Origin of the sequence: Comamonas sp. B21-038, assembly GCF_022387135.1 — a bacterium.
GTDB lineage: Bacteria > Pseudomonadota > Gammaproteobacteria > Burkholderiales > Burkholderiaceae_C > Comamonas > Comamonas sediminis.
On record NZ_CP092462.1, the window covers coordinates 735,786 to 761,755 of the forward strand.

26 protein-coding genes and 1 riboswitch are annotated in these 25,970 nt (G+C 66.5%); of the genes, 21 read left to right on the plus strand and 5 right to left on the minus strand.

Annotated features, from left to right (window positions below; genetic code table 11):
- The first annotated feature begins 212 nt into the window (after positions 1–212).
- The 5 genes from MJ205_RS03355 to MJ205_RS03375 all read left to right on the plus strand — a co-directional run bounded on the left by MJ205_RS03355 (position 213) and on the right by MJ205_RS03375 (position 5,998).
- A complete protein-coding gene (locus MJ205_RS03355) occupies positions 213–881 on the plus strand; it encodes a GntR family transcriptional regulator (protein ID WP_239811183.1) in 669 nt (222 codons plus the stop codon).
- Positions 878–2,356, plus strand: coding sequence for a malonyl-CoA decarboxylase (locus MJ205_RS03360; protein ID WP_239811184.1), 1,479 nt, complete (start codon positions 878–880; stop codon positions 2,354–2,356). The genes MJ205_RS03355 and MJ205_RS03360 overlap by 4 nt, the downstream gene beginning before the upstream one ends.
- Before the next feature lie 194 nt (positions 2,357–2,550).
- Positions 2,551–3,567, plus strand: a complete 1,017-nt coding sequence (locus MJ205_RS03365; RefSeq protein WP_394681569.1) for a Bug family tripartite tricarboxylate transporter substrate binding protein — start codon at positions 2,551–2,553, stop codon at positions 3,565–3,567.
- Between the two features lie 16 nt (positions 3,568–3,583).
- Positions 3,584–4,375: an enoyl-CoA hydratase/isomerase family protein gene (locus MJ205_RS03370; protein ID WP_239811185.1), complete on the plus strand. Its 792-nt coding sequence runs from the start codon at positions 3,584–3,586 to the stop codon at positions 4,373–4,375.
- Between the two features lie 66 nt (positions 4,376–4,441).
- Positions 4,442–5,998 (plus strand): malonate--CoA ligase, encoded by a 1,557-nt coding sequence (locus tag MJ205_RS03375; RefSeq protein WP_239811186.1) that lies wholly within the window; start codon positions 4,442–4,444, stop codon positions 5,996–5,998.
- A gap of 107 nt (positions 5,999–6,105) precedes the next feature.
- Here the strand turns inward: MJ205_RS03375 and MJ205_RS03380 are convergent, their stop codons facing one another.
- Complete coding sequence (locus MJ205_RS03380) at positions 6,106–6,549, minus strand: universal stress protein (protein WP_239811187.1); 444 nt, start codon at positions 6,547–6,549, stop codon at positions 6,106–6,108.
- Positions 6,550–6,685: 136 nt separating this feature from the next.
- Positions 6,686–7,408 (minus strand): fumarate/nitrate reduction transcriptional regulator Fnr, encoded by a 723-nt coding sequence (gene fnr, locus MJ205_RS03385; protein WP_239811188.1) that lies wholly within the window; start codon positions 7,406–7,408, stop codon positions 6,686–6,688.
- A 149-nt stretch (positions 7,409–7,557) separates the two neighbouring features.
- Here fnr and hemN point away from each other — a divergent pair, with 149 nt between their 5' ends.
- On the plus strand, positions 7,558–8,940 hold the full coding sequence (gene hemN / locus MJ205_RS03390; RefSeq protein WP_239811189.1) for an oxygen-independent coproporphyrinogen III oxidase: 1,383 nt from the start codon (positions 7,558–7,560) through the stop codon (positions 8,938–8,940).
- Positions 8,941–8,956: 16 nt separating this feature from the next.
- On the opposite strand, the gene MJ205_RS03395 is transcribed toward hemN, so the two are convergent.
- The 3 genes from MJ205_RS03395 to MJ205_RS03405 form a co-directional block, all read right to left on the minus strand.
- On the minus strand, positions 8,957–9,778 hold the full coding sequence (locus tag MJ205_RS03395; protein WP_239811190.1) for a sulfite exporter TauE/SafE family protein: 822 nt from the start codon (positions 9,776–9,778) through the stop codon (positions 8,957–8,959).
- A 447-nt stretch (positions 9,779–10,225) separates the two neighbouring features.
- Complete coding sequence (locus MJ205_RS03400) at positions 10,226–10,645, minus strand: cell division protein ZapA (protein ID WP_239811191.1); 420 nt, start codon at positions 10,643–10,645, stop codon at positions 10,226–10,228.
- A complete protein-coding gene (locus MJ205_RS03405) occupies positions 10,645–10,860 on the minus strand; it encodes a hypothetical protein (RefSeq protein WP_021027064.1) in 216 nt (71 codons plus the stop codon). The genes MJ205_RS03400 and MJ205_RS03405 overlap by 1 nt, the downstream gene beginning before the upstream one ends.
- A gap of 38 nt (positions 10,861–10,898) precedes the next feature.
- A riboswitch (cobalamin riboswitch) is annotated at positions 10,899–11,144 on the plus strand.
- 83 nt (positions 11,145–11,227) lie between these two features.
- Here MJ205_RS03405 and MJ205_RS03410 point away from each other — a divergent pair.
- From MJ205_RS03410 to cobT, 15 genes are all read left to right on the plus strand, one after another.
- Entirely contained in the window at positions 11,228–13,126 is a 1,899-nt protein-coding gene (locus tag MJ205_RS03410) for a TonB-dependent receptor domain-containing protein (RefSeq protein WP_446715051.1), read from the plus strand.
- Positions 13,127–13,148: 22 nt separating this feature from the next.
- The gene (locus MJ205_RS03415; RefSeq protein ID WP_239811192.1) at positions 13,149–14,570 is read left to right on the plus strand and encodes a cobyrinate a,c-diamide synthase; all 1,422 of its coding nucleotides are present in this window, start codon (positions 13,149–13,151) and stop codon (positions 14,568–14,570) included.
- Between the two features lie 10 nt (positions 14,571–14,580).
- On the plus strand, positions 14,581–15,186 hold the full coding sequence (locus MJ205_RS03420) for a bifunctional adenosylcobinamide kinase/adenosylcobinamide-phosphate guanylyltransferase (protein ID WP_239811193.1): 606 nt from the start codon (positions 14,581–14,583) through the stop codon (positions 15,184–15,186).
- Positions 15,186–16,184, plus strand: a complete 999-nt coding sequence (locus MJ205_RS03425; protein WP_239811194.1) for an ABC transporter substrate-binding protein — start codon at positions 15,186–15,188, stop codon at positions 16,182–16,184. The genes MJ205_RS03420 and MJ205_RS03425 overlap by 1 nt, the downstream gene beginning before the upstream one ends.
- A 71-nt stretch (positions 16,185–16,255) precedes the next feature.
- The gene (locus MJ205_RS03430; RefSeq protein WP_239812651.1) at positions 16,256–17,233 is read left to right on the plus strand and encodes a FecCD family ABC transporter permease; all 978 of its coding nucleotides are present in this window, start codon (positions 16,256–16,258) and stop codon (positions 17,231–17,233) included.
- On the plus strand, positions 17,233–18,054 hold the full coding sequence (locus MJ205_RS03435; protein ID WP_239811195.1) for an ABC transporter ATP-binding protein: 822 nt from the start codon (positions 17,233–17,235) through the stop codon (positions 18,052–18,054). Before MJ205_RS03430 ends, MJ205_RS03435 begins: the two co-directional genes overlap by 1 nt.
- Before the next feature lie 62 nt (positions 18,055–18,116).
- Positions 18,117–18,686: a cob(I)yrinic acid a,c-diamide adenosyltransferase gene (gene cobO, locus MJ205_RS03440; protein ID WP_239811196.1), complete on the plus strand. Its 570-nt coding sequence runs from the start codon at positions 18,117–18,119 to the stop codon at positions 18,684–18,686.
- A 22-nt stretch (positions 18,687–18,708) separates the two neighbouring features.
- On the plus strand, positions 18,709–19,401 hold the full coding sequence (gene bluB, locus MJ205_RS03445) for a 5,6-dimethylbenzimidazole synthase (RefSeq protein WP_239811197.1): 693 nt from the start codon (positions 18,709–18,711) through the stop codon (positions 19,399–19,401).
- The gene (cbiB, locus tag MJ205_RS03450; protein ID WP_446715052.1) at positions 19,398–20,492 is read left to right on the plus strand and encodes an adenosylcobinamide-phosphate synthase CbiB; all 1,095 of its coding nucleotides are present in this window, start codon (positions 19,398–19,400) and stop codon (positions 20,490–20,492) included. Before bluB ends, cbiB begins: the two co-directional genes overlap by 4 nt.
- Positions 20,485–21,486 carry an aminotransferase class I/II-fold pyridoxal phosphate-dependent enzyme gene (locus tag MJ205_RS03455; RefSeq protein WP_239811198.1) on the plus strand — a complete coding sequence of 334 codons (1,002 nt, stop codon included), beginning with the start codon at positions 20,485–20,487 and terminating at the stop codon, positions 21,484–21,486. Before cbiB ends, MJ205_RS03455 begins: the two co-directional genes overlap by 8 nt.
- Before the next feature lie 52 nt (positions 21,487–21,538).
- Positions 21,539–22,324 (plus strand): HipA family kinase, encoded by a 786-nt coding sequence (locus tag MJ205_RS03460; protein WP_312410657.1) that lies wholly within the window; start codon positions 21,539–21,541, stop codon positions 22,322–22,324.
- Entirely contained in the window at positions 22,311–22,715 is a 405-nt protein-coding gene (locus tag MJ205_RS03465) for a DUF3037 domain-containing protein (RefSeq protein WP_239811200.1), read from the plus strand. The genes MJ205_RS03460 and MJ205_RS03465 overlap by 14 nt, the downstream gene beginning before the upstream one ends.
- Entirely contained in the window at positions 22,712–24,166 is a 1,455-nt protein-coding gene (locus tag MJ205_RS03470; protein WP_239811201.1) for a cobyric acid synthase, read from the plus strand. The genes MJ205_RS03465 and MJ205_RS03470 overlap by 4 nt, the downstream gene beginning before the upstream one ends.
- Positions 24,167–24,290: 124 nt before the next feature.
- Complete coding sequence (locus tag MJ205_RS03475; RefSeq protein ID WP_239811202.1) at positions 24,291–24,728, plus strand: hypothetical protein; 438 nt, start codon at positions 24,291–24,293, stop codon at positions 24,726–24,728.
- Between the two features lie 150 nt (positions 24,729–24,878).
- A complete protein-coding gene (cobT, locus tag MJ205_RS03480) occupies positions 24,879–25,961 on the plus strand; it encodes a nicotinate-nucleotide--dimethylbenzimidazole phosphoribosyltransferase (protein WP_239811203.1) in 1,083 nt (360 codons plus the stop codon).
- Positions 25,962–25,970: the final 9 nt, after the last annotated feature.

Below are 25,970 nucleotides of genomic sequence, written 5' to 3' on the forward strand. Positions count from 1 at the left end.
GAGCAGGCAGGCTCGGTGGAACCGGTGCCTGCTTTTTTTTTACCCAAGATGCCTGAGGTGAGCGTTTGCACCGGTAACAGTGATTGCGGACTACGAACCGGGTATTAACACGGGTGCCAAAATGCGCTGTAATTTCTCATAATTACAGGCACGCACTGCAGATGGGGCTGCTGGCCCGCGCAGAACGATGGCCTTTACAAAGGAGCAAGCGGATGGCAGTTGCCGGACAGCCTTTGCACGACACGGTGGCGATCCAGGTACGGGATCTGATCTTTGCCGGCACGTTGGCGGCGGGCGAACTGCTGGACGAAAAGGCGCTGTGCGACCAGCTCTGCGTGTCGCGCACGCCGTTGCGCGAAGCCCTGAAGTTGCTGGTCTCCGAAGGCCTGCTGCGCCATGAGCCCCGGCGCGGCTGCTTCGTCGAGACCGTGACCGAGCGTGACCTGGACGATATCTTTCCGGTCATCGCCTTGCTGGAGGGGCGTGCCGCCTACGAGGCCACCAAAAAACTCAGCAGCGCCGACCGTGCGGTGCTCGATGTGATGCACGAGCAGCTGGTCGATTACGCCGAGGCGGGCGACATTGCCGCCTACTACCGCATGAACCACCAGATCCACGAGGCCTTCATTACCTTGGCCGACAACCGCTGGCTGGCCCAGGCGATTGCCGATCTGCGCCGCATTCTGCGCCTGGCGCGGCTGCACCAGTTGCGCGCGCCGGGCCGCCTGCAGGCCAGCTTGCAGGAGCACCTGGATATCTACGCCGTGATGCTGACCGGCGACGCCGATGCCGCCGAGCAGACCATGCGCAACCATTTGCTGCAGCAGCGCAAGGCGCTGCTGCGCACCACTCCACTATCACCGTCGAGGATTGCTTTATGACCACCGCTACTGAAACTTCGCCCGCTGCCGGGGTGGACAGCGCTGCCAACAGCTGGCTGCAAAAAAGTGCGGCCTGGCTGCGCTCGGTCGGCATTCCTACCGAGCTGGGCAGCAGCAGCGCTGCCGATGGCGAGCGTGACACGACCGAGCGCCTGAAGGCGACCCTGCGCCGCGGCAATGAAGCGCTGTCGCCGCGCGAGTTGCGCCGCCTGCTGGCCGACCTGCAGGCGGTGGCGGCCAGTGAAGTGAGCGATGCCGAAGGCGGGCGCCTGGCCGAGCCGGTGATGCAGTGGTATGCCGCTGCCCAGCCCGAGCAGCGCCTGGACTGCTGGCGCCTGCTGTGCGAGCAGTTTGTGCCCGACGTGGCCAAGATCGGCCAGGCCCGCCAGCGCTATGAAGACGCCATCGGCACTGCAAGCATGGCCGCTGCCGAGCGCCAGTTGCGCAAGGCCTTGCAGACGCCGCGCATGCGGCTGTTCCAGCGTTTTGCGGTGCCGGCGCAGGGCATGCGCTTTTTGCTGGATCTGCGTGCGCAGATGCTGCCGCAGATCAAAAGCCATGAATGGCTGGTCGCGGTCGATGCCGATCTGGAGTACCTGTTCTCCACCTGGTTCGATATCGCCTTCCTGGAGCTGCGCAGCCTCAGCTGGGATTCGCCCGCATCCCTGCTGGAAAAACTCATCAAGTACGAGGCGGTGCATGACATCCGCAGCTGGACCGACCTGAAAAACCGCCTCGACAGCGACCGCCGCTGCTACGGCTTCTTCCACCCGCGCCTGCCCAATGAGCCGCTGATCTTTGTCGAGGTGGCGCTGGTCGACAAGATGTCGGACAGTATTGCGCCGCTGCTGGACGAGGCCGCTGCCGCAGCCGACGTGAACAAGGCCAGTACGGCCATCTTCTACTCGATCAGCAACACCCAGACCGGCTTGCGCGGCGTGAGCTTTGGCGATTCGCTGATCAAGACCGTGGTGGAGCAGCTGCTGCAGGAGTTTCCGAAGCTGCGCCAGTTTGCCACGCTGTCGCCGATCCCTGGCTTTCGCAGCTGGCTGGGCAAGAACGCAGCCGATGTCTGGGAGAGCGCCGACAAGCGCCTGCGCGCCGAGCTGGGCAAGGCGCTGGACAAGGCCGACCCCACGGCGGACGACTGGATCGCAGCGCTGGAGCAACCCGGTCAATGGCAGCCGGGCGACCCGGCTGCCAAGCTGCTGATGCATGCCGCTGCCCGCTACCTGGGCAAGAGCCTGGTCAAGGACAAGCCGGTGGATCCGGTCGCGCGTTTTCACCTGGGCAATGGCTCGCGGGTCGAGCGCCTGAACTGGGCGGGGGACACCTCGACCAAGGGCATCAAGCAGTCCTACGGCCTGATGGTGAACTACCTGTACGACCTCAAACGACTGGACAAGCACCGCAACCTGCTGGCACAGGGCAAGATTCCGGTGTCTTCGGGCATCGAGGCGCTGGCCAAGGTCTGAACCTGTTTTGATGGATGGCAGGCCAGCATGGCGCCCCCGGGTGCTGCGCTGGCCTGGAGAGAACTGCAGGCTCCCATAAGGGCCGCAGCCTGGGTGGTGGGCAGGCTTTGCTGACCATTCAGGGCCCGCGCGTTGCTGTCGGCGCGCGCAGGCGGGTGTGCGTGGATCTTAAAAAACAAACGTTAGGAGACAAGATGACCAAGAGCAAAACACCTTCGCCGTCCAGAAGACGAACCTTGCTGGGCCTGGCTGCCGGCATGGCGGGCACGGCGCTGCCCGCCTGGAGCTGGGCCAGTGCAGCTGCGGCACGCGACTGGCCGGCCAAGCCGGTAACCTGGGTCGTGCCTTTTCCTGCGGGGGGCGGCACCGATGCCTTCGCGCGGCCGCTGTCCTCGCAATTCTCGAAGTTGTCGGGCAAGACGCTGGTGATCGACAACAAAGGCGGCGCCGGCGGCACCCTGGGGGCCAGCTTTGCGGCGCGCCAGCCCGCCGATGGCTACCACTTCTTCATGGGCGGCACCCACCATGTGATTGCGCCCTCGGTCTATCCCAAGCTGGATTACGACATCCAGAAGGACCTGGTGCCGCTGGCCTTGCTGGCCACGGTGCCGCAGGTGCTGGTCGTCAACCCCAAGCGGGTGACGGCGGCCAATATGCAGCAGCTGCTGGCCCAGCTCAAGGCCAACCCCGGCAAGATGAGCTTTGCCTCGGCCGGCGCCGGCACCAGCCACCACCTGGCCGGCGAGCTGTTCAAGATCCAGAGCCAGACCGACATCCTGCATGTGCCCTACAAGGGCGCCGGCCCGGCGCTGCAGGACCTGATTGCCGGCAATGTGGACATGCTGTTCGATGGCCTCGGCTCGTCCGCCGCGCATATTGCCGCCGGGCGCATCAAGTGCCTGATGGTCTCGGGCAGCCAGCGCAACCCCTCGTTGCCCGATGTGCCCTGCGCCGCGGAGGTGGGCTTGCCCGATTACAACGTGACCACCTGGTACGGCCTCTGGGCCATCAAGGGCACGTCGCCCGAGCTGCAGGCGCGCATGTTCGAAGAGGTCAAGCGCATGGGCACCTCGGAAGAGATCAAGGCCATCTGGGCCAAGAACGGCGCGGAATATGGCAGCATGACGCAGCCGCAGTTTGCGGCCTTTGTGGCCGATGAGGTCAAGCGCTGGGCCGAGGTGGTCAAGGTCTCGGGCGCGAAGATTGAATGACAGCAGGAGCGATGTGATGGCGGGGCAGGTTCGTTTGGAATCGTGGACGGCGGGCGAGGACGCAGCCAACGCACAGGCGGTGCGCGTGGTGCTGGCCCATCCGGGCAAGCGCAATGCCATGTCGCGGGCGATGTGGCGGCAGCTGCGCAGCGTGTTCGAGGACTTGCAGCACCGGCCAGGCCTGCGCTGCATCGTGCTCCAGGGCGAGGGCGAGGCCTTTTGCGCTGGCGGCGATATCTCGGAATACGCGGACTTTCGCTTTCACCCCGAGAGCCTGGCCGCCTTTCATGAAGGCGAGGTATGGCCTGCACTGCATGCCATGCTGCAATGCGATGTGCCCCTGGTCGCCGCCATTGAAGGGGCCTGCATGGGCGCGGGCGTGGAGCTGGCCAGCTGCTGCGACAGCCGCCTGGCGGCAGACACGGCCCAGTTTGGCGCGCCCATTGCCAAGCTCGGCTTTCCGATGGCGCCCAGGGAGGCGGCGCTGGTGCTGAGCGAGGTGGGGCCTGCGAAGACGCGGCAGATGCTGCTGGAGGCGGCGGTCTTTGGTGCCGACCAGATGCAGGCCTCGGGCTTTTTGAGCCAGGTCCTCCCGGCCGCCCAGCTGCAGGCCGAGCTGGCGCGCACGGTTGCCCGCATCTGTGGCCTGGCCCCCCAGGCCGCCCGCATGACCAAGCAACTGCTGCGTGCGCTGGCCGACGGCGATGCCCAGGCGCGGGTGCTGCAGCAGCCCTATGCCTATGCCGATTCTGCAGAGCACCGCGAAGGCATTGCCGCCTTTGTAGCCAAGAGAAGTCCCCAGTTTTGACGCTGCCTGCGCGGGCCAGCGGCCCGGCTGCAGGCGCCAAGGAAACCACCAACCACGTAGACCAACATGACCAACGACAACCTGTTCTGCGCGCTGCGCGCAGCCTTTCCTGACGACCTCGATGCCATCGCGGTGGAGACCACCTCGGCCAGCGGCGCGCCGCTGCACTACAGCTGGCGTGACCTCGATCGCATGAGTGCGCGCATCGCCAACCTGCTCGATTCGCTGAACATTCCTTCCGGCAGCCGGGTCGCGGTGCAGGTGGAAAAATCGGTCGAGGCGATGGCGCTGTACCTGGCCACCTTGCGCGCAGGCCATGTCTTTTTGCCGCTGAACACCGCCTACCAAAGTGCCGAGATCGAGTACTTCATCACCAATGCGGAACCAGCAGTCGTGGTCTGCTCGCCCGCCAACTTTGGCTGGGTCTCCAAGATCGCCTTCCAGTGCGGCACGCAAAGCGTGTTCACCTTGGGTGATGACCGCAGCGGTACCTTGCTGGAGCGCGCGGTGCACTGTGCCGATACCCACACGCCGGCGCAGAAATCCGCCGGCGACATGGCCGCCATCCTCTACACCAGCGGCACCACGGGCCGCAGCAAGGGCGCGATGCTGAGCCACGGCAACCTGCTGAGCAATGCGGTGATGCTCAAGGACTACTGGGGCTGGAAGAAGGGCGATGTGCTGATCCATGCGCTGCCGATCTTCCATGTGCACGGCCTGTTTGTCGCGATCCATGCGGCGCTGCTCAACGGCAGCAAGATGATCTGGTTTGCCAAGTTCGAGCCCAAGGCGGTGATTGCCGCGATGGCACGGGCAACGGTCTTCATGGGCGTGCCGACCCTGTATGTGCGCCTGCTGGCCGAGCCCGGCCTGACCAAGGAGGCCACCCGGCACATGCGCCTGTTCATCTCGGGGTCGGCGCCGTTGCTGATCGAGACCTTCCGCGAATGGCAGACCCGCACCGGCCACACCATCCTGGAGCGTTATGGCATGAGTGAGACCATCATGCTGGTCTCCAACCCCTACCAGGCCGATGCCCGCCATGGCGGCCAGGATGAGCGCCGGGGCGGCACGGTGGGCTTTGCGCTGCCGGGTGTGGGCGTGCGGGTGCAGGGCGATGATGGCCAGGCACTGGGCGCCGACGAGATCGGCCATATCCAGGTGCAAGGCCCCAATGTGTTCAGCGGTTACTGGCGCATGCCCGAGAAAACCGCCCAGGAGTTCACCGCTGATGGTTGGTTCAAGACCGGCGATGTCGGCAAGATCGATGCGCGTGGCTACGTGACCATTGTGGGCCGCAGCAAGGATTTGATCATCTCCGGCGGCTACAACGTCTACCCGGCCGAGATCGAAGGCTTCATCAACGAGCTGCCGGGCGTTGCCGAAAGCGCGCTGGTGGGGGTGCCACACCCGGATTTTGGCGAGGTCGGTGTGGCGGTGGTCATAGCCAAGGCAGGCCAGCAACTGGACGCCGAAGCCATCATTGCGACCCTCAAGAAGCAGCTGGCCAACTTCAAGATACCCAAGCGCTGCTTTGTCGTGGCCGAGCTGCCCCGCAACACCATGGGCAAGGTGCAGAAGAACCTGTTGCGCGACCAGTACCAGGGCCTGTTCAAGGGCTGATACTCTGCAGTGGCGGTTTGGAGCCGCCATGACAAAACCCTCGCTTGTTGCAGCGCATCCGCTGCCGCAAGCGAGGGTTTTTTATCGGGGTTGAAGTTATGCGGCGGTCAGCGCAGCACCAGCACCGGTATCGTCGCATGGGTCAGCACATGCTGGGTTTCGCTGCCCAGCAGCAAACGCTTCAGGCCCCGGTAGCCGTGCGAGGCCATCACAATCAGGTCGCAGTTTTCCTTCTTGGCCGTCTCCAGCAAGGCTTCGGCAATCAGGTCGGACTTGATCACCAAGGTCTTGATCGGCACGCCCGTTGCGGCCCCTTCGGCCACGACCTTGTCCACCACGCTCTGCGCAGCGCGCTGCCAGCCTTCTTCGATGCGTGCGATGTCATCGGGGTTCTGCATCGTGCTGCCTTCGAAGTAGCTGCGCGGGTAGTTCGGCGAGATATTGACGGCGGTGACGGTGGCGTGGCTCAGCTTGGCCAGCGCCAGCGCATGGCGGACCGCTTTCTCGGACAGCTCAGAGCCATCGGTGGCAAGCAGGATATGTTGGTACATGACAGGCTCCTTTCGGGTCAGACTCCGGACAGGGCCACAGGCTGCTGCCTTGCCCTGGTTTCATCTCCAAGCATCGCCGCTTATCGCGCGGAACGATGTCGGATCAGGCCGCGTTCGTGTCTCTGGCCTGCACTTTTCAGGCCGAGCAGGCCTGGGTGTTGATCAGACCCTGGAGCTTGTCGGTGTCGAGAATGCGCACATGGCGCTGCTTGACCTCGATGATGTTCTCCTCGGCAAACTTGGAGAAGGTGCGGCTCACCGTTTCGAGTTTCAGGCCCAGGTAGCTGCCGATTTCCTCGCGGGTCATGCGCAGGATCAGTTCATGCTGCGAAAAGCCCCGGGCGTGCAGCCGCTGCACCAGGTTCAGCAGGAAGGCGGCCAGACGCTCTTCGGCACGCATGCTGCCCAGCAGAAGCATCACGCCATGCTCGCGCACGATCTCGCGGCTCATGACCTTGTGCACATGGTGCTGCAAGGCGGTCACTTCGCGCGACAGGTCCTCGAGTGTCGAGTAGGGCATCACGCAGACCTCGGCATCTTCCAGCGCAATCGCGTCGCAGGAGTGGCGGTCATTGACGATGCCGTCCAGGCCGATGATCTCACCGGCCATCTGAAAACCGGTGACCTGGTCACGCCCGTCTTCTGTGGCGATGCTGGTCTTGAAGAAGCCGGTGCGAATCGCATACAGCGAGGTGAACGTCTCGCCATTGCGGAACAGCGCACTGCCGCGCTTGATCTTGCGACGGGTGGCAACGATCTCGTCAATACGCTCCATTTGTTCGGCCGACAGACCCACGGGCATGCACAGCTCGCGCAGATTGCAGTTGGAGCACGCCACTTTGATGGAGTTGGATGTCATGTATCAATACCCGTGAACAAATATTCGTGTAGGAACGGCGTTCCTTGTATGCGCCTATTGTGCGTGCAGGCGCCAAATGGGTTCTTGATGTATATCAAGGACGGGTGGCGAGCCTTGGGGCACATTGGGGGTCCGCAAGGATAAAGCCCATGATTTCCCTGACCCCCGAACTGCTGCGCCGTTTTGACGTCCCCGGCCCCCGTTACACGTCGTATCCTACCGCAGACCGATTTGTTGAAGCCTTTGCTGCGAATGAGTACAAGCAGGCGCTGGCGCAACGCGGCAGTGGCCTGGCGGCCAGGCTGGCGCCACTGTCCTTGTATGTGCATGTGCCGTTCTGTGCCTCGCTGTGCTACTACTGCGCCTGCAACAAGATCATCACCAAGCATGCCGAGCGGGCCGACGAATACCTGGATTACCTGGAGCGCGAGCTGGATCTGCAGCTCGCCCACCTCAGCACACGCTCGACCATCAGCCAGCTGCACCTGGGCGGGGGCTCACCGACCTTCCTGAGCGATGCGGGTCTCAGCCGCCTGATGGACATGGTCAAACAGCGCTTCCATCTGCAGCCGGGCGGCGAGTACTCGATCGAGATTGACCCGCGCACCGTGAGCCGCGAGCGCCTGCTGCACCTCTACCAACTGGGTTTTAACCGCCTGAGCTTTGGCGTGCAGGATTTCGACCCGCTGGTGCAAAAGGCCGTGCACCGCGAGCAGCCCGCCGACCAGGTGTTTGCGCTGGTCGAGCAGGCGCGCGAAATCGGCTTTGAATCCATCAATATTGATCTGATCTATGGTTTGCCGTTGCAAACCCCGGCCAGCTTCGCCCGCACGATGGAGCAGGTCAATGCGCTGCGGCCTGACCGCATTGCGCTCTACGCCTATGCGCATCTGCCCGAGCGCTTCAAGCCCCAGCGCCGCATTCTGACGCAGGACCTGCCCAGCCCGGCGGACAAGCTTGCGATGCTGGCCCAGGCGCTGGCCGCGCTGGAGGGTGCCGGCTATGTCTACGTGGGCATGGACCATTTCGCGCTGCCCGAGGATGCGTTGGCGGTGGCCAAGCGCCAGGGCCGCCTGCACCGCAATTTTCAGGGCTATAGCACGCAGCCCGATTGCGATCTGCTGGCACTGGGCGTCTCGGCCATCGGCCGCATCGGCGCCACCTACAGCCAGAATGCCAAGACGCTGGAGGAGTATTACGACCTGATCGACCAGGGCCAGATCCCCGTGGTGCGCGGGCTGGCGCTGACGCGCGATGACCTGCTGCGCCGCGCGGTGATCATGGGTCTGATGTGCCAGGGCAGCCTGGCGATCGAATCGCTGGAGCAGGCCTGGCTGATCGACTTTGCGCAGTATTTTGCCGCCGAGCTGGCCCAGCTGCGCGAGCTGCAGGCGCAGGGCCTGGTGGACGTGCGAGACGATGTGATCAACGTGACCGAGCTGGGCTGGTACTTTGTGCGCGGCGTGGCCATGGTGTTCGACAAGAACCTGCAGGCCGACCGCAACCGCGCGCGCTTCTCGCGCATCATCTAGCCTGCTGTGGCCCGTCTCAGACCTGCCACGCTGCCAGACTCTTGTAGAGCATGTACAGCGCCAGGCACAGCAGGATGCCGCCAAAGATCTTCTTGAGCTGTGCCACCGGCAGGCGGTGCGCGGCGCGGGCACCCAGCGGTGCGGTCAGCACGCTGCAGGTGGCGATGGCGGCCAGGCCCGGCAGCCAGATGTAGCCCAGCGAATGCGGTGGCAGGCCCTGCAGATGCAGGCCGGCCACCATGAAGCCGGCGACATTGGTGACGGCGATCGGAAAGCCCAGTGCCGAGCTGGTTGCCACCGCGTTGTGCATCGGCACGCTGCACCAGGTCATGAAGGGCACGCTGATGAAGGCGCCCCCGGCACCGACGAGACCCGAGAGGCAGCCAATCACGCCGCCGGCCGCCAGCTGCCCGGCGGTGCCCGGCATCGGGCGCGTCCCTTGGCTGTTGGGCCTGCGGAACATGCGCAGTGCCGAGTAGCCAATGAAAAGGCCGAAGAACAAGCCCAGGTAGCTGCCCTTGAGCACAGCAAAAATGCCCAGGCTGGCCAACAGGCCGCCCAGCACGATGCCAGGAGCCAGGCGTTTGACGAGATCCCAGCGCACCGCACCATGCTGGTGGTGGGCGCGGACGCTGGACATCGATGTGAACACGATGGTCGCCATCGACGTGGCGATCGCCATCTTGATCGCCAGCTCAGGCGCCACGCCCTGGGTGCCCAGGATATAGGTGATGAAGGGCACCAGCACCATGCCGCCGCCGATGCCCAGCAGGCCTGCCAGAAAGCCGCCGATCAATCCCAGCAGCGACAGCGGCAGCAGAACGAGAGGATCAGCCATGGTGCGCAGTAAAAAGGCCACCTGAAACAGGTGGCCTGAAACCCCGCTGTCGCGGAGAGGAGAAGACAGGTTGGGCAGCCTGCCCGAAAAAATCAGGTGTTCGCAGCGGATCCACTGGACCGTCATCCTGAACCGGGGGTTCAGGTGGGCGAGGGCAACCTATCGTTGGGTTCATCTGACGCGAGACGATCACGCTCAATAGGTAATGTACCAAGCCCGTGCTCGTAGAGCATTGGTTCAAGGAACTATAAAGTCCAGCAGGGCTGCGAACGCTTCCATTGTAATCGCTCGCACCTGCTGCACCCCCCAAAATCGCAATTCAATGTGCTGAGATTGGTCAAAAAAGATAGCGTCCTACACAGCTCGTAGAACGCATGGAACGGTATTTTTAGCCAATGCATTGCATGGCGCCAGTATTTGGTGTTAGCGGCTGCTAACACGCTGCTGTCAGGCGCTGGCGGCCAGCGTTTCGGCACCCGCGGAGGGGGCGGGAGCCAGTGCCGCATCGAGCCGTTGCAGCACCGATTGCAGACGGGGCTCGTCCCAGTCCAGGCTGGCCTGCGCAGCGGCGGCGGGCTGGGTCTGGGCCTCGGCCATTGCAGCCGATTGGGCGGCGGCCTGCGCTTGCAATGCATCGGCCGTCTGGCTCAACTGGCTGTTTTGCACTTGCAGGTCGAGCAGATCAAAGGCCACATTGAGCGCCGCCAGCACGGCAATGCGCTCGCGGCCACGGATCTTGCCCGCGTCGCGGATGCCGCTCATGGCCTCATCCACATGCTTGACGGCGGCCAGCAAGCGTGCCTCCTGGCCTTCGGGGCAGCCCAGCATATAGCTTTGCTGCATGATGTGTACTTCCAGCTGTTTCATCATTCGTCCTGGTCAAAGGTCTTGGGCAGGCGTTCGATCAGTGCGTCCACGCGGGCGCGGGCCGCAGTCAGGCGCGATTGGAGGGAGTCGCGCTCCTGGGTAAGGGTGGTGACCTGCTCTTGCAGTTGGGCGTGGGCGCGTTGCAAAGCCTCATGACGGCTCAGCAGTGCTTCCACCCGCTCAAGCATCAGATCCATAGAAGGCGTAGTGGCCATAGAGAGACAGTCTTCTTAAGTGCGCAATGGGTTTAACGCTAAAATTGTACCCGTTGGTGCTCGCCCCAGTGGTTCACATGGGGGCAGTTCAACGGGAAGCAGGAGCGCTGCTTGTGCCCTACAAGCGTTGCGCAACCTGCGCTGCCCCCGCAACGGTAAGCGATGGTTGGCTTTTGCGCCATCCACAGCCACCACTATGCCACTGAATACCTTGAACAAGTGTTTGGGAAGGCGTGTGCTGTGTCATCGCCAGCCCGGATACCGGCCAACATAGTGGAGGTGCGTGGCCCAGGTGCTGCCACAGCTTCCGTGTTCCCCATTGCCGGCGGGGAGGCTGGCGCGGGGTGGTTCATCGCCAGCTCAGTCCATGTTTTTCTCGCCTTTCACGACACGCCGCTGCGCGCGTCCCGTCTGCACGCCCCGTTCCCGGTTGTTCCCCTCCCGCTCCGCCATCGCTTGGGCGGTGAGCGCAGCGCTGCCTTGCGTGGCGCTGTCCGCGCAGGCGCAGCAGCTGCCCTCCGGCCAGGAAACAGCGGTTAAGAACCTGCAGGAGATGGTGGTGACCGCCAACCGCATCGCGCAGCCGCTGTCCGATCTGGTGGCCGATATGTCCATCATCGATGCGCCAACCATCGAGCGCCAGGGCCCGGGCAGTGTCGCCGATGTGCTGGCGCGGGTGCCGGGTATCCAGATCACGCGCAACGGCGGGCCCGGCACGGCCACCAGCGTGTTCCTGCGCGGCGCCGATTCGCGCTTCACCGCCGTCTACGTTGACGGCGTGCGCATGGATTCGCAATCGACTGGCGGCGCCTCCTGGCAATCGATTCCGCTGGCGCTGATCGACCGCATCGAAGTGCTGCGCGGCCCGGCTGCTGCCGTCTACGGCTCGGACGCCATGGGCGGTGTGGTGCAGATCTTCACGAAGAAGGGCGACGGCCCCGCCCAGCCCTATGCCGGCCTGGGGGTGGGCAGCCGGGGCACGTTCACTGCAGAGGCGGGTATCTCCGGCGGCGCGGGCGGATGGGACTACGCGCTGGGCCTCAACCGCTCGCAGACCGATGGCTTCAATGCACGTACGGCCGCCACCGCCAACCCGGACAAGGACGACTACCGCAGCAATGCGGTCAGCAGCCGCCTGGGCTACCAGCTCAACCGCCAGCACCGGCTGGAGGCTACCTTGCTGGCCAGCGATGTGAACTCGGGCTATGACAACAGCCTGACCGAGGACGACCGCAGCCTCAACAAGATGTATGCGCTGGGCCTGAACTGGCAGGCGCAGTGGACCGCGCAATACAGCACCAAGCTGCAGTTCACCCAGTCGCGCGACTATTACGAAACCCGGCCCTCGCCCTACCAGACGGACACCCGCCTGCAGAACTACCTGTTCCAGAACGAATGGCGCCTGGGCGTGCACACGTTCACAGCTGCGCTGGAGCGGCGTGACGACGCATTGACCAATGGCGGCATTGACCGCGACCGCCACCAGAATGCGCTGGCGCTGGGCTATGGCCTGAACACCGGCCCGCACACGGTGCAACTGAACCTGCGCCGGGATGACGACAGCGAGTTTGGCGGCAAGACCACCGGCAGCGCCGCCTACGGCTATGCGTTTGCGACCCACTGGCGCGCCACGGCAACGGTGGGCACCGCCTTCCGGGTGCCCACGCTCTACCAGCGCTTCAGCGAATACGGCGATGCCTCACTGCAGCCCGAGAAAAGCCGCAATGCCGAGCTGGGCCTGCGCTGGGCGCAAGGTGCGCACAGCTTCTCGGCCACGGCCTACCGCAACCGGGTGACCGACCTGATCAACTTCTCGTCACCCGGCAGCTGCGACAGCCCATTCGGCTGCTATGCCAATGTGGGCAAGGCACGCCTGGAAGGCATCACCCTGGCGGGCACCACCAAGCTGGGCGCCTTCAACCTGCATGGTTCGGTCGACTTCCAGAACCCGCGCGACACCGAAAACGACAAGCTGCTGGCGCGCCGCGCCAAGCGCTATGCCACTCTGGGCGCCGAGACGCGTGCCGCAGGTTGGACCTGGGCCGCCGACCTGCAGACCAGCGCCAAGCGCTTTGACAATGCCGCCAACACCAATGTGCTGGGCGGCTACACCTTGTTCAACCTGTCGGCGCAGACCGAGGTGGCCAAGGATGTGAACCTGATCGCCCGGATCAACAACCTGGCGGACAAGCGCTATCAGACCGCACGCACCTACGCCACCGAAGGGCGCAGCGTGTATGTGGGTGTGAAGTGGATGCCGCGCTGAGCGCAGAGGGGATAAGCGAGCCATGACAGAGATGACGGTTCAGGACCGCCCAACGGCCTCTTGTGTGGCGCTGCTGATTGCGGCGCCCGCATCCGGCCAGGGCAAGACTACGGTGACAGCGGCCCTGGCCCGCCTGCATGCCCGCCAGGGCCGGCGGGTGCAGGTGTTCAAGTGCGGTCCGGATTTTCTTGATCCGCAGTGGCTGCGCCTGGCCAGCGGCCAGCCAGTGCATGCGCTGGACCGCTGGATGAACGGTGAAGCGGATGTGCGCGCGCGCCTGTTCCAGGCCGCGCAGTGCAACGATGTGCTGCTGATCGAAGGCGTAATGGGTCTGTTCGATGGCGCCAACAGCGCCGCCGAGCTGGCCAAGTCGCTGGGCATCGCTGCCGTGGTGGTGGTCGATGCATCGGCGATGGCCGCTACCTTTGGCGCCATTGCCCATGGCCTGCAGCACTATGACCCGGGCCTGCAGCTGGCCGGCGTGCTGGCCAACCGGGTGGCCACCGCCCACCATGGCGAGATGCTGCGCAGTGGCCTGCGCGACCCGGCTCTGTGGCTGGGCGCGATGAACCAGGTCAGCCTGGATGCCGCCAAGCCGCGCGCCAACCTGCTGCCCGAGCGCCATCTGGGACTGGTGGCAGCCCATGAGCTGCACGACGCCGCCGAGCGCCTGGATGCTGCTGCCGATGTGCTGGCGCAAACGCCGCTGGGCCAGCTGGCCTGGCAGCAGTGGCAGCAGCGCTGGACGGTGGCCTTTACCGCGCCTGCGCCCACCGCCCCGGTGCCCGCCTGGCTGGCCGGGCGGCGCATTGCAGTCGCCCGCGATGCCGCTTTCAGCTTTATCTACACTGCCAATCTGGAATGCCTGCAGGCCATGGGGGCCGAGCTGGCCTTTTTCTCGCCGGTCGCCGGGGAGCGTCTGCCCGCCTGCGATGCGCTGTGGCTGCCCGGGGGCTACCCGGAGCTGCACCTGCAGGCACTCAAGGCCAATGCCGGTCTGCAGCTCGATCTGCAGGCGCACGTAGAGCAGCGCAAGCCGGTCTGGGCCGAATGCGGCGGCATGGTGGCGCTGGCCGAAGGCCTGACCGATCTGGACAGCCGCTGGCACAGCCTGTGGGGCTTGCTGCCGGCGCAGGCCGTGATGCAGCAGCGCCTGGCCGGCCTGGGCATGCAGCAGCTGCTGACGCCCTGGGGCATGCTGCGCGGCCACACCTTTCACTATTCGAAGCTGCAAAGCGAAGCCCAGCAAGTGGCGCGCAGCAGCCGCCCGGGCCAAGCGGCCGACAGCGGCAAGGGCGAAGCCGTCTACCAGCAGGGCAGCATCCATGCCAGCTATTTCCATGCCTGGTTCCCTTCCTGCCCGCAGGCGGTGGCCGCCTTGCTCGGGGTGGAGATGCCGGTGGTCGATCCGCAGGCCTGGCACAGCGGGGCGCTGAACGCCTAAGATGCGCGGCATGGATCAATCTATATTCCATATCGATGGAGCTCCGCTGAAGCTGCTGCTGCTGGGCGGGCAGAAATCGGGCAAATCGCGCCAGGCCGAGCTGCTGGCGCGCGCCTGGCTGCAGGCCGATGCCGGCCGCAGCGCCAGCCTGGTCGCCACCGGCACTGCGTATGACCTCGAGATGCACGAGCGCATTGCGCGCCACCAGCGTGACCGCCGCGAGCGCGTGCCGCAACTGGCGACCCTGGAAGCGCCGCGCGACGTCGCCCAGCTGCTGCAGGCCCACAGCCGGCCAGAGCACCTTTTGGTGGTCGATTGCCTGACCCTGTGGCTCACCAACTGGCTGATGCCGATGGAGCCGCCAACCCCAGCGCCCGCCACTGCGCCAGCGCCTGCGCAAGCCTGGCAGGCGCAGTGCGATGCCTTCATCGCTGCGTTGCAGGCGGCCACTGGCCCCGTCATTCTGGTCAGCAATGAGATTGGCCTGGGCGTGATTCCGATGGGCCGCGAGGTGCGCGCGTTTGTCGATGCGCTCGGTCTGCTGAACCAGCAAGCGGCAGCGGCCTGCAACCGCGTGCAACTGATGGCGGCCGGCTTGCCGCTGCAGATGAAATGATGGCTTTGTCTTTTGCTCTCCGACCCCGTCTGCGGCAAGCGCTGGCCTGCATGGCGCTGGTGGCCGCATGGCCGATGGCGCATGCGGCGCCGTCTGCCAGCATCGATGAACTGCGCCTGCAACCCTTTGCCAATGCGCCGGTCTGGAAGGACCAGGACCTGGTCACGCCCGTGGCCATCGTCGATGACCGGGGCCGCCAGGTGCGGCTGGCCCAACCGCCGCAGCGCATCGTGAGCCTGTTGCCATCGCTGACCGAGAGCACCTGCGCGCTGGGCCTGTGCGAGCGCCTGGTGGGGGTGGACCGCTATTCGGACTGGCCTGCCTCGGTCAAGAAGCTGCCGGTGGTGGGCGGCGGTCTGGACCCGAGCGTTGAATCGGTCGTGGCGCTCAAGCCCGATGTGGTGCTGCTGTCCGATGCCTCCAAGGCGGCCGAGCGGCTGCAGGCGCTGGGCCTGAAGGTGGTGGCGCTGGATGTGAAGTCCAAGGCCGACATCCACCGCGTGCTGGGCACCCTGGGCCAGCTGTTGGGCGTGCCGCAGGCGCAGGGCGCAGAGCGGGTCTGGCGCGAGCTGGAGTCGGGCATTGATGCCGTGGTGCGCGAGCTGCCCGAGCGCACGCGGCATACCCGGGTCTACTTTGAGGTGAGCCGGGGCCCTTATGCGGCCGGCCCCCAGTCCTTTATCGGCGAGACCCTGACCCAGCTGGGCGCCGACAATGTCGTGCCAGCCGAGCTGGGGCCCTTTCCCCGGCTGAGCCCGGAGTTTTTGCTGCGCGCCCAGCCCGAGGTGATCATGCTCGGCAACCGCAGCATGCAGGCTGCTACCAGCTACCCGGGCTGGCACAACCTCCAGGCCGTCAAGGCGGGCAGGGTCTGCGTGTTCAGCGATGACGAGTCGTATGCCATCGTGCGGCCCGGCCCGCGCATGGCCCAGGCGGCGGCGCTGATGGCACGCTGCCTGGCCGACAAGGCGCCAGGCAAGGCGGCGGTGGCGCGCTGATGGCTGCTCTGCCCACCTCTGCACCGGCAGCGCGGCGCGAAGCGGCTCCCGGCCTGCGCCGCAGTGCCTGGCTGGCGCTGGTGCTGCTGGTGCTCAGTGCCGTGCTGCTGCTGGTGGGCGCCAGTGTCGGCAGCACCGGTTGGGAGAGTGTGCTGCGCATGCGCGATGACCCCACTTCGTGGCAGATCGTAGTCGATATCCGCCTGCCGCGCTCGCTGGGCGCCTGGCTCGCCGGTGGCCTGCTGGGCCTGGCCGGGGCCGTCGCCCAGGGCCTGTTCCGCAACCCGCTGGCCGATCCCTATCTGCTGGGCAGTGCTTCCGGCGCGTCGCTGGGCAGTGCGTTGGGTTTGGTGCTGCTGGGCTCGTCCGTCACCAGCCTCGATCTGCTCTACCGCCTGGGGATGACCGGCATGGCCTTTGTCGGCGCGGCCTGTGCGGTGGCGTTGACGGTGGTGCTGGCGCGCAATGTGCAAAACACCTTGCGCCTGTTGCTGGCCGGCGTGATCGTCGGTGTGGTGCTGGGCGCCATGCGCGATCTGCTGGAGCTGCGCCACCCCGATATCCTGCAGGCCATGCAGGCCTTTACGCTGGGCACCTCGGCCTTTGTCGGCTGGGAAGGCTGCGCACTGATGGCCGGCGTGCTGCTGGTCTGTGTGCTGGCCACCTGGTGCTGCGCCCGGGTGCTCGATGGTTTGACTCTGGGCGAGGCGACGGCCGCCAGCCTGGGCCTGCCGCTGGCGCCGCTGCGCTATGGCCTGGTGGCAGTGCTGGCGCTGGCCACCGGCACCTCGGTCGCGCAGACCGGGTTGATTGCCTTTGTGGGCCTGGCTGCCCCGCACCTGGTACGCAGCCTGGTGCAGGTGGGCCATGGCCGCAGCACCGTGCTGGCCGCCGCAATGGGCGGCGTGCTGCTGCTGGCGGCCGATATCCTGGCGCGCTGGCTGGTCGCCCCGCAAGAGCTGCCGGTGGGCGTGCTCACTGCGGCACTGGGCGGCACCTATCTGCTGTGGCGCATGCACCGCAGCACCCGTTCGGCAGGAGGCCTGTGATGCCCGGCACTGCGACCACGGCTGCGCTGACTGCCACCAATATCCATGCTGCTGTGCATGCGCGGCCGATTCTGCAAGGCGTCAACGCCCAGTTTGTGCAAGGCCGCTGGACCAGCATTGTCGGCCCCAACGGCGCGGGCAAATCAAGCCTGCTCAAGGTGCTGGGCGGCCTGTGGCCGGCGGCACAGCTGCAGGGCGATGTGGCACTGCTGGGCAAAAGCCTGGAGCGCTGGCCGCGCAAGCAGCGCGCCCAGGCGCTGGCCTGGCTGGGCCAGGGGGAGGTGGTGACGCAGGAGCTGACGGTGATGGACGTGGCCATGCTGGGCCGCCTGCCGCACCAGCCCTGGTTTGCAGCACCCAGCGGCGAAGACCATGCGGTGGTGGAGCAATGCCTGCGGGCGGCGCATGCCTGGGATTGGCGCCACCGGCCGGTGGCCGAGCTCTCGGGCGGCGAGCGCCAGCGGGTGCTGCTGGCCCGCGCGATGGCTGTGCAGGCCTCCGTGCTGCTGATGGACGAGCCGCTGGCCAACCTGGACCCGCCGCACCAGACCGACTGGGTGGACAGCATGCGGGCCTTGACGGCCCAGGGCACCACGGTGGTCAGCGTGCTCCATGAAATATCGGTGGCGCTGCTGGCCGACCATATGCTGGTGCTGCAGGCGGGCCGGGTGCTGCACCAGGGCCGCTGCGATGACCCGGCGACCCATGCCGCGCTGGAGGCGGTGTTTGACCACCGCATCCAGGTGCGCGCCATCGATGGCGTGTGGATGGCCTTGCCGCGTACCGCCACTGCCGCGCAGGCCGGCCAGCGCGGGCGCTGAACCCCTGCGAAACCGGGCCTGGCCCCGCTTTCAACAACACAACGAAACAAGGAAAGATTGCAATGCAGATTGAAACGCCACCCAGCGAAAAGCCTTATGAAAAGCCCGAGGGCGAGCGCCGTGGCCTGGTGATCGTCAACACCGGTGACGGCAAGGGCAAGACCACGGCAGCCTTTGGCCTGGCGTTCCGCGCAACCGGCCGGGGCAAGGCCGTCAAGGTCTACCAGTTCATGAAGGTGCCGACCGCCCGTTTTGGCGAGCACCGCCTGTCCGAGCAGGTGGGCCTGCCGGTCGAAGGGCTGGGCGATGGCTTCAGCTGGAAGAGCCGCGACCTCGAGCACAGCGGCCAGCTGGCGCGCGAGGGCTGGGAAAAGGCGAGGGCGGCGATCCTGTCAGGCGCGTATTTTCTGGTGGTGCTCGACGAGATCACCTACCCGCTGATCTATGGCTGGCTGCCGCTGCAGGAGGTGCTGGACACCTTGGCCGCCCGGCCCAAGGAGGTGCATGTCTGCCTCACTGGCCGGCGCTGTCCGCAGGAGATCATTGACATGGCCGATACCGTCACCGAGATGACGATGGTCAAGCATGCGTTCAAGGCCGGCATCCCGGCGCAGCGCGGCATTGAAGACTGAGGCAGGGCAGCCGATTGCTGGCATGAGCGATACCCCTTTCAACGCCCCCACCATCGCCGCCACGGCCTTCAGCGAGGCTGAGCGCGCGGCGGTCTACCGCGCCATCCACGAGCGGCGCGACATGCGCCACTTTGCCGGCGGCCAGGTCGACGAGGCGGTGCTGCTGCGCCTGCTGCGGGCCGCGCACCATGCGCCCAGCGTTGGCTTTATGCAGCCCTGGCGCTTCATCCGCGTGCGCGATGCGCAGATGCGCAGCCGCATCCATGCGCTGGTGGAGGATGAGCGCCTGCGCACTGCCCAGGCGATGGGTGAGCGCGAGGCCGACTTTATGAAGCTCAAGGTGCAGGGCGTGTTGCAGGCGGCCGAGGTGCTGGTCGTCGCTATGCCGCCCGGGCGCGAAGCCCATGTGTTTGGCCGTCGCACCCTGCCCGAGATGGATGTGGCCAGCACCGCCTGCGCGATCCAGAACCTGTGGCTGGCTGCGCGTGCCGAAGGGCTGGGGATGGGCTGGGTATCGCTGTTCGATCCCCAGGCGCTGGCGCAGTTGCTGGCCATGCCTGCCGGCGCGCACCCGCTGGCTGTTTTGTGCTTGGGCCCTGTGGAGGCCTACTATGCCGAACCCATGCTGCAGCAGGAACGCTGGGCCCGCCGTGCGCCTTTGCAGGACATGCTGATGGATGAGTGCTGGCAGCCAGACCCAGGACCGCAGCCATGAGCGATGGCGGCCTGTGGGCGCTGGTGCTGGCCGGTGGCAGCCCGCTGCTGCACCTGGTTCAGGCCTTGATGGATGCTGGACCTGCGCTGCACTGGCAGGCACCGATGGCGGCCTTGCTGGCCGTGTTGGTGGCGTTGCTGGTGGACTGGCTCTGGGGCGAGCCGCCGCTGCGGCTGCACCCGGTTGTCTATATGGGCAAGCTGCTGGGCCTGCTCGGCCAGGCGATTGCACCGCGCCAGGCGGACGAGCGCGCCTATGGGCGCTTTGTGCTGGCGGCTCTGGCCTGGTGCCTGCTGGCGGGCGGCGCTTGGCTGGTGTATGCGGCCCTCATGTATCTGCTGCAGGCAGTGCCTTGGTGGCTGAATGGCCTTGTGGCTGGGCTGCTGCTCAAGCCGCTGCTGTCCTGGCGCATGCTGCGCAGCGAGGTGCTGGCCGTGGAGGCCGCGCTCGGCGAATCACTGCAGGCGGGCCGGGCCCGCTTGTCCTGGCTGGTGAGCCGCGATACCGCACAGCTCGATGCCGCCACGGTGCGTGAGAGCGCGATCGAGACCTTGGCCGAGAACCTGAGCGACTCGGTGCTGGCGCCGTTGTTCTGGTTTGCGGTGGCCGGCCTGCCGGGAGCGGCACTGTACCGGATGGCCAACACGGCCGATGCGATGTGGGGCTACCCCGGCTGGCGCGGCCAGGGTGCACAGCGCCGCCATTGGCAATGGGCCGGCAAATGGGCGGCCCGGGCCGATGATGTGCTGAACTGGGTGCCTGCCCGCATCACAGCGGCCTGGCTGGCGCTGCTGGCGGGGGGCCTGTCCTGGTCCGGGCTGCGGCGCGATGCGGCAGTCACGCCGTCGCCCAATGGCGGCTGGCCCATGGGCGCAATGGCGCGAGCGCTGGGCGTGCATCTGTCCAAACCCGGCGTGTACCAGCTCCACCCGCAAGGCCGGCCGCCGCAGGCCCCGGATGTGCAGCGGGCACTGGCCCTAGCGGGCCGCGTGGTGTGGGTGCAGGCGCTGTGTGCCTTGTTGCTGGCCCTGGGTTTGGCGGCAAAGATAGGAATCGCCTCGATGGCGCAAGGAGTGTTGGCCCATGGCTGATAACGAGCATGGTGGTACCGACGCCTTGGGCGTGCCGGCGCATGATTTTTCCACCAACCGCAATGCCTGCGGCCCCTGCCCGGAGGCCGTGGCGGCCTTGCAGGCGGCGCACCTGGCACAGTACCCCGACCCGCACTACACAGCGCTGCGCCTGCAGCTGGCGGACTTCCATGCGGTCGCCCCTGAGCGCCTGGTCATCGGCGGCAGCAGCAGTGAGTTGATCCACCGCCTGACCCAGCATGCGCTGCGCCAGGGGGCCACCCGTGTCAGCCTGCCCAACCATTGCTATGGCGACTACGCCCAGGCGGCGCAGGTATGGGGCCTGCGCACCGGCGCCCGCAGCCCGGCCTGGGGCGAAGGCCTGCACTGGGCCTGCGAGCCCTCCAGCCCGCTGGGTGCGCAAGAGGACATCTGGCAAGCCTTGCCCGCCGTTGCCAGCCACCATGGCCTGGTGCTCGATTGCGCCTACCGGCCGCTGTGGCTGGAAGGCCCTGCGCCGCAGCGCGACATGGCCGCGCAGTGGCAGCTGTGGACGCCCAACAAGGCGCTGGGCATGACGGGGGTGCGCGCAGCCTATGCGATTGCGCCCGAGGGCACCCCGCAGGCGCAGATCGATGCGCTGCGGGCACTGGCGCCTTCGTGGGTGGTGGGCGCCCATGGTGTGGCGATGCTGCAGGCCTGGGTCACGCCCGAGGTGCAGGCCTGGCTGGCCCGCAGCTTGGAGACGCTGCGCCACTGGAAGGGCCGGCAGCTGGCGCTGTGCGAGCGCCTGGGCTGGGCGGTGCTGCCCGGCCACCAGGCCAATTACTTTGTCGCGCGCCTGCCGCTGGACCCGGCGGACCTGCCCGCGCGCCTGGCATCACTGCGCAGCCAGGGCATCAAGCTGCGCGATGCCCGCAGCTTTGGCCTGCCCGGCCATGTGCGCCTGGGGGTGATGGCGCCGGTGGCGCAGGCGGCGCTGGAGCGGGCCTGGCTGTCGCTGTCAGATACTTAGCGAGGGCATGCGGCAACCGCTACCATTTGGTATGGATTTACAAACTTTGCAACTGCGCACCGTCTTGGTGGAGCGCTATGTGACGCCGCTGCGCGAGGGCGGCTCGATGCCGGCCGTCGTCGAGGCGGACGATCTGGGCATGTATGTGCTCAAGTTCCGGGGGGCTGGCCAGGGCGTGCGCGCGCTGATGGGTGAGCTCATCTGCGGCGGCATCGCCCGCGCGCTGGGCCTGCCGCTGCCCGAGCTGGTGCTTGCCCTGCTGCACGCCAAGCTCGCGCAGACCGAGCCCGATCCCGAGATCCAGGACCTGATCCGCGCCAGCGACGGCCTCAATGTGGGCCTCGATTACCTGCCCGGCTCGGTCAATTTTGACCCGGCCGTGGATGCGGTCAGCGATGATTTCGCCTCGCGCCTGGTCTGGTTCGATGCGCTGGTCAGCAATGTGGACCGCACGGCCCGCAACACCAATATGCTGATGTGGCAGCGCAAGCCCTGGCTGATTGACCATGGCGCGACCCTGACCTTCCACCATGCCTGGGATGGCACGGTGGCCGACCCGGGCAAGCCCTTTGCGCCGATTGCCGACCATGTGCTGCTGGCCCAGGCCAGCCAGCTGGCCGAGGTGGACGAAGCGCTGGCCGCGCAGCTGACCGAGCCGGTGCTGACCGCCATTCTGGCCACGGTGCCGGACTGCTTTCTGGCCAAGGCCGCAGAGGACCGCAACAGCCCGCTGCTGGCCGATCCGCAGGCGCACCGCGCCGCGTATGTGAACTATTTTCTGGCCCGCCTGCAAACGCGTGGCCGCTGGTTGCAAGGAGCCATCGATGCACGCGCATGATGTGTATGACTACGCTATCGTGCGCGTGGTGCCCCGGGTCGAGCGGGAGGAGTTCATCAACGCTGGCGTGATCGTGTCCTGCCAGCGCAGCGGCTATCTGCAGGCAGCGATGGCGCTCGATGAGGCGCGCCTGCTGGCGCTGGATCCGCAAGTCGATCTGCAAGCCGTCTACCGCCACCTGGGCAGCATCGTCGCGATCTGCGCTGGCGTGCCCGAGGCCGGGCCCATCGGCCAGCTGCCGTACCGCGCGCGCTTCCACTGGCTCACGGCCAAGCGCAGCAGCATGATCCAGACCTCGCCGGTGCACACGGGCCTGTGCAGCGATGCGGGCTCGGCGCTGGAGCGCATCATGGCGCGCATGGTGCTGCCGCTGGGCAGTGCACCGCGATGAGCGCGCGCTGCATCATGGTGCTGGGCACCAGCAGTGGCGCCGGCAAAAGCTGGGTAGCCACGGCACTGTGTGCCTGGTACCGGGCCCAGGGCTACAAGGTGGCGCCCTTCAAGGCGCAGAACATGAGCAACAACGCCCGCGTGGTAGCCACGCCCGATGGCCAGTGGGGCGAGATCGGCACGGCCCAGTACCTGCAGGCGCTGGCCGCAGGCGCCGTGCCCGATGTGCGCATGAACCCGTTGTTGCTGAAGCCCGAGGCCGATACCCGCAGCCAGGTGGTGCTGTTTGGCCAGGTGGACGAGGCGCTGTCGGCCATGCCCTGGCGCGGCCGCAGCCTCAAGGTCTGGCCACAGATCGCGCAGGCGCTCGATGCACTGCGCGCCGAGAACGATGTGGTGGTGATCGAGGGCGCGGGCTCGCCCGCCGAGATCAACCTGCACAGCAGCGATGTGGTCAATATGCGCGTGGCGCACCACTGCGGTGCCCACTGCCTGCTGGTGGCCGATATCGACCGGGGAGGGGCCTTTGCTCACCTCTACGGTACCTGGGCGCTGCTGCCGCCCGAGGAGCAAGGCCTGATCAAGGGCTTTGTGCTCAACAAGTTCCGGGGCGACGCGGCCTTGCTGGCGCCGGCGCCGCAGATGCTGCAAGACAAGACCGGTGTGCCGACGGTGGCCTGCATTCCGATGCAGTTCCAGCACGGCCTGCCCGAGGAAGACGGTGTGTTTGACGACCGGGGCAGTGGCGGCCAGGGGCAGGCCGTGCACACCTGCATCGCCATCGTGGCCTACCCGCGCATCAGCAACCTCGATGAGTTCCAGCCGCTGCTGCAGCTGCCTGGTGTGCGCGTGGTCTGGGCGCGCACGCCCGCGCAGCTGAGCGATGCGGACTGGGTGATCCTGCCGGGCAGCAAGGCCACCGCTGCCGACCTGGGCTGGATGCGCCAGCAGGGCCTGGATGCCGCTGTCGCCCGCCATGCGCAGGCCGGCAAGCGGGTGCTGGGTATTTGCGGCGGCCTGCAGATGCTGGGCGAGGCGCTGGTCGATCTGCATGGGGTGGACGGCAATGCCGCCGGCCTGGGACTGCTGCCGCTGGTGACCTTGTTTGCACCGCAAAAGAATGTGCAGCCTGCGCGCCTGGAGCTGCCTGAGGTACAGGCACCCTGGCAGGCACTGAGCGGCCTGGTGGTGACCGGTTATGAAATCCACCATGGGCAGACCGAACTGCGCCCCGATATGCAGGCCGGTGCAGCCGAGCCGGCGCAAGAGCTGCTGCCGGGCCTGCTGTGGCAGGGCGGCGCGCCGCAGGTGCTGGGCACCTATGTGCATGGGCTGTTCGAGAACGCGGCCGTCATCCATGCGCTGTTTGGCCACGATGCGCCGAGCCTGGACCAGGTATTTGCGCGCATGGCCCAAGGGGTGGACGAGTGGTTTGGGGACCGCTTGCCCTGAATGACCAACACCTTTGCCTGTAGGCCAAATATTGCAAGCACTGGCGGATTGGGCCGATAGGGTCGCGCCTGCTGCGCAGGCATGCTGTTCGTGTTGCTTCTCATCACCGATAAGGATGATCGCTATGAAAAACATGTTCCGCCAGTCTTTGCAAATGGCCGCGATGGCCCTCGCCTTGGGCACCGCAGGCTATGCCAGCGCCCAATCCGCACCGCCACCCCCACCACCCCCTGCCAAGCATGTGAAGCCCATGCCCCATGGCCCGCACGGTGCCCACCACAAGCGTGGTGAAGCGCGTGGCGATGCCCGCGCCAATGCCGATGTGGCCGAAGGCAGCTCCAGCGCCCGCGAAGCGGCAGCCGCTCGTCAGGCCGCGCGCCAGGGCCAGTTGACGGATCCAGGTTCCAGCTTCCGCGAAAATGCCACCGCACGCTGCGCAGTCTTCAAGACCGAAGAGGACCGCCGTGCCTGCGTGGGCCGCGTGGCCCAGGGCCAGGACAGCGGCTCGGTGCAAGGCGGTGGCATCCTGCGTGAGTACACCTACACGGTGCCTGCCAAGTAAGCTGACTGATTTAGCTGATCCACGCTCTGCCCAGCTTTGGCTGTGCAGAGCGTTTTTCATTGGTTTGCGCGCAGGGCGCTGCAAACCGGGGCAGGCAGCGCGATACTGGCGGCTTGGCGTATCGCCGTGCTCCCGCTCCGTACCCTGACCATGTCCGAATCCTCGTTCTCTCCGCTTATTCCCTGTATCGCATCGATCGACGATGCCGCCTTCCGCCAGCAGGTGCAGCAGCTGCTGGACAACAAGACCAAGCCATTGGGCTCGCTGGGCCTGCTCGAAGCGCTGGCTTTGCGCATCGCCTGCATCCTGGGCAGCAGCCAGCCCCGCCTGGCCGATCCCCAGATGGTCGTGTTTGCGGCTGACCATGGCCTGGTAGCGCAGGGCGTGTCAGCCTTCCCGGCCGATGTGACCTGGCAGATGGTGGGCAATTTTCTCGCCGGTGGCGCGGCAGTAAGCGTGCTCTCGCGCCAGCATGGCGTGGCGCTGAATGTGGTCGATTGCGGCGTGGCCCGTGATTTTGCACCGCAGAGCGATGCGCTGCCCGCAGGCGCGCCGCGCCTGTGGCTGCGCAAGATCGCCCCCGGCACCCAGGACAGCAGCCTCGGCCCTGCGATGAGCATGGCGCAGTGCGAGGCATCCATTGCCAATGGCCGCGCGCTGCTGCAGGCCTTGCCTGGCAATGCCTTGCTGCTGGGCGAGATGGGCATTGGCAACACCTCCAGCGCATCGCTGCTGCTGGCGCGGCTCTGCAATCTGGATGTGGCAACCGTCACCGGCGCAGGCACGGGCTTGAGCGGCGAGGGCGTGGCCCGCAAGGCCGCGGTGCTGCGCCGGGTGCTGGCGCGCCATGCCGGTGTGCAGGAGCCGCTGGCCGTGCTGGCTGCGATGGGCGGGCTGGAAGTGGCGACGATGGTAGGGGCCGTGTTGCAGGCCGCGCTGGAGCGGCGTGTGATTGTGGTCGACGGCTTCATCACCAGTGCCGCAGTGCTGGTGGCCTCCCGCCTGCAGCCCGCGGTGCTGGAGCGCTGCGTCTATGCCCACCGCTCGGGCGAGCCGGGCCACAGCCACTTGCTGGCGGCCTTGCAGGCCCAGCCGCTGCTCGACTGGCAGCTGCGCCTGGGCGAGGGCTCCGGTGCGGCGCTGGCCTGGCCGCTGCTGGAATCGGCCTGCGCGATGCTGCGTGACATGGCCAGCTTTGCCTCGGCGGGGGTCAGCACCCAGAGCAGCACGTGATGCCTTGCC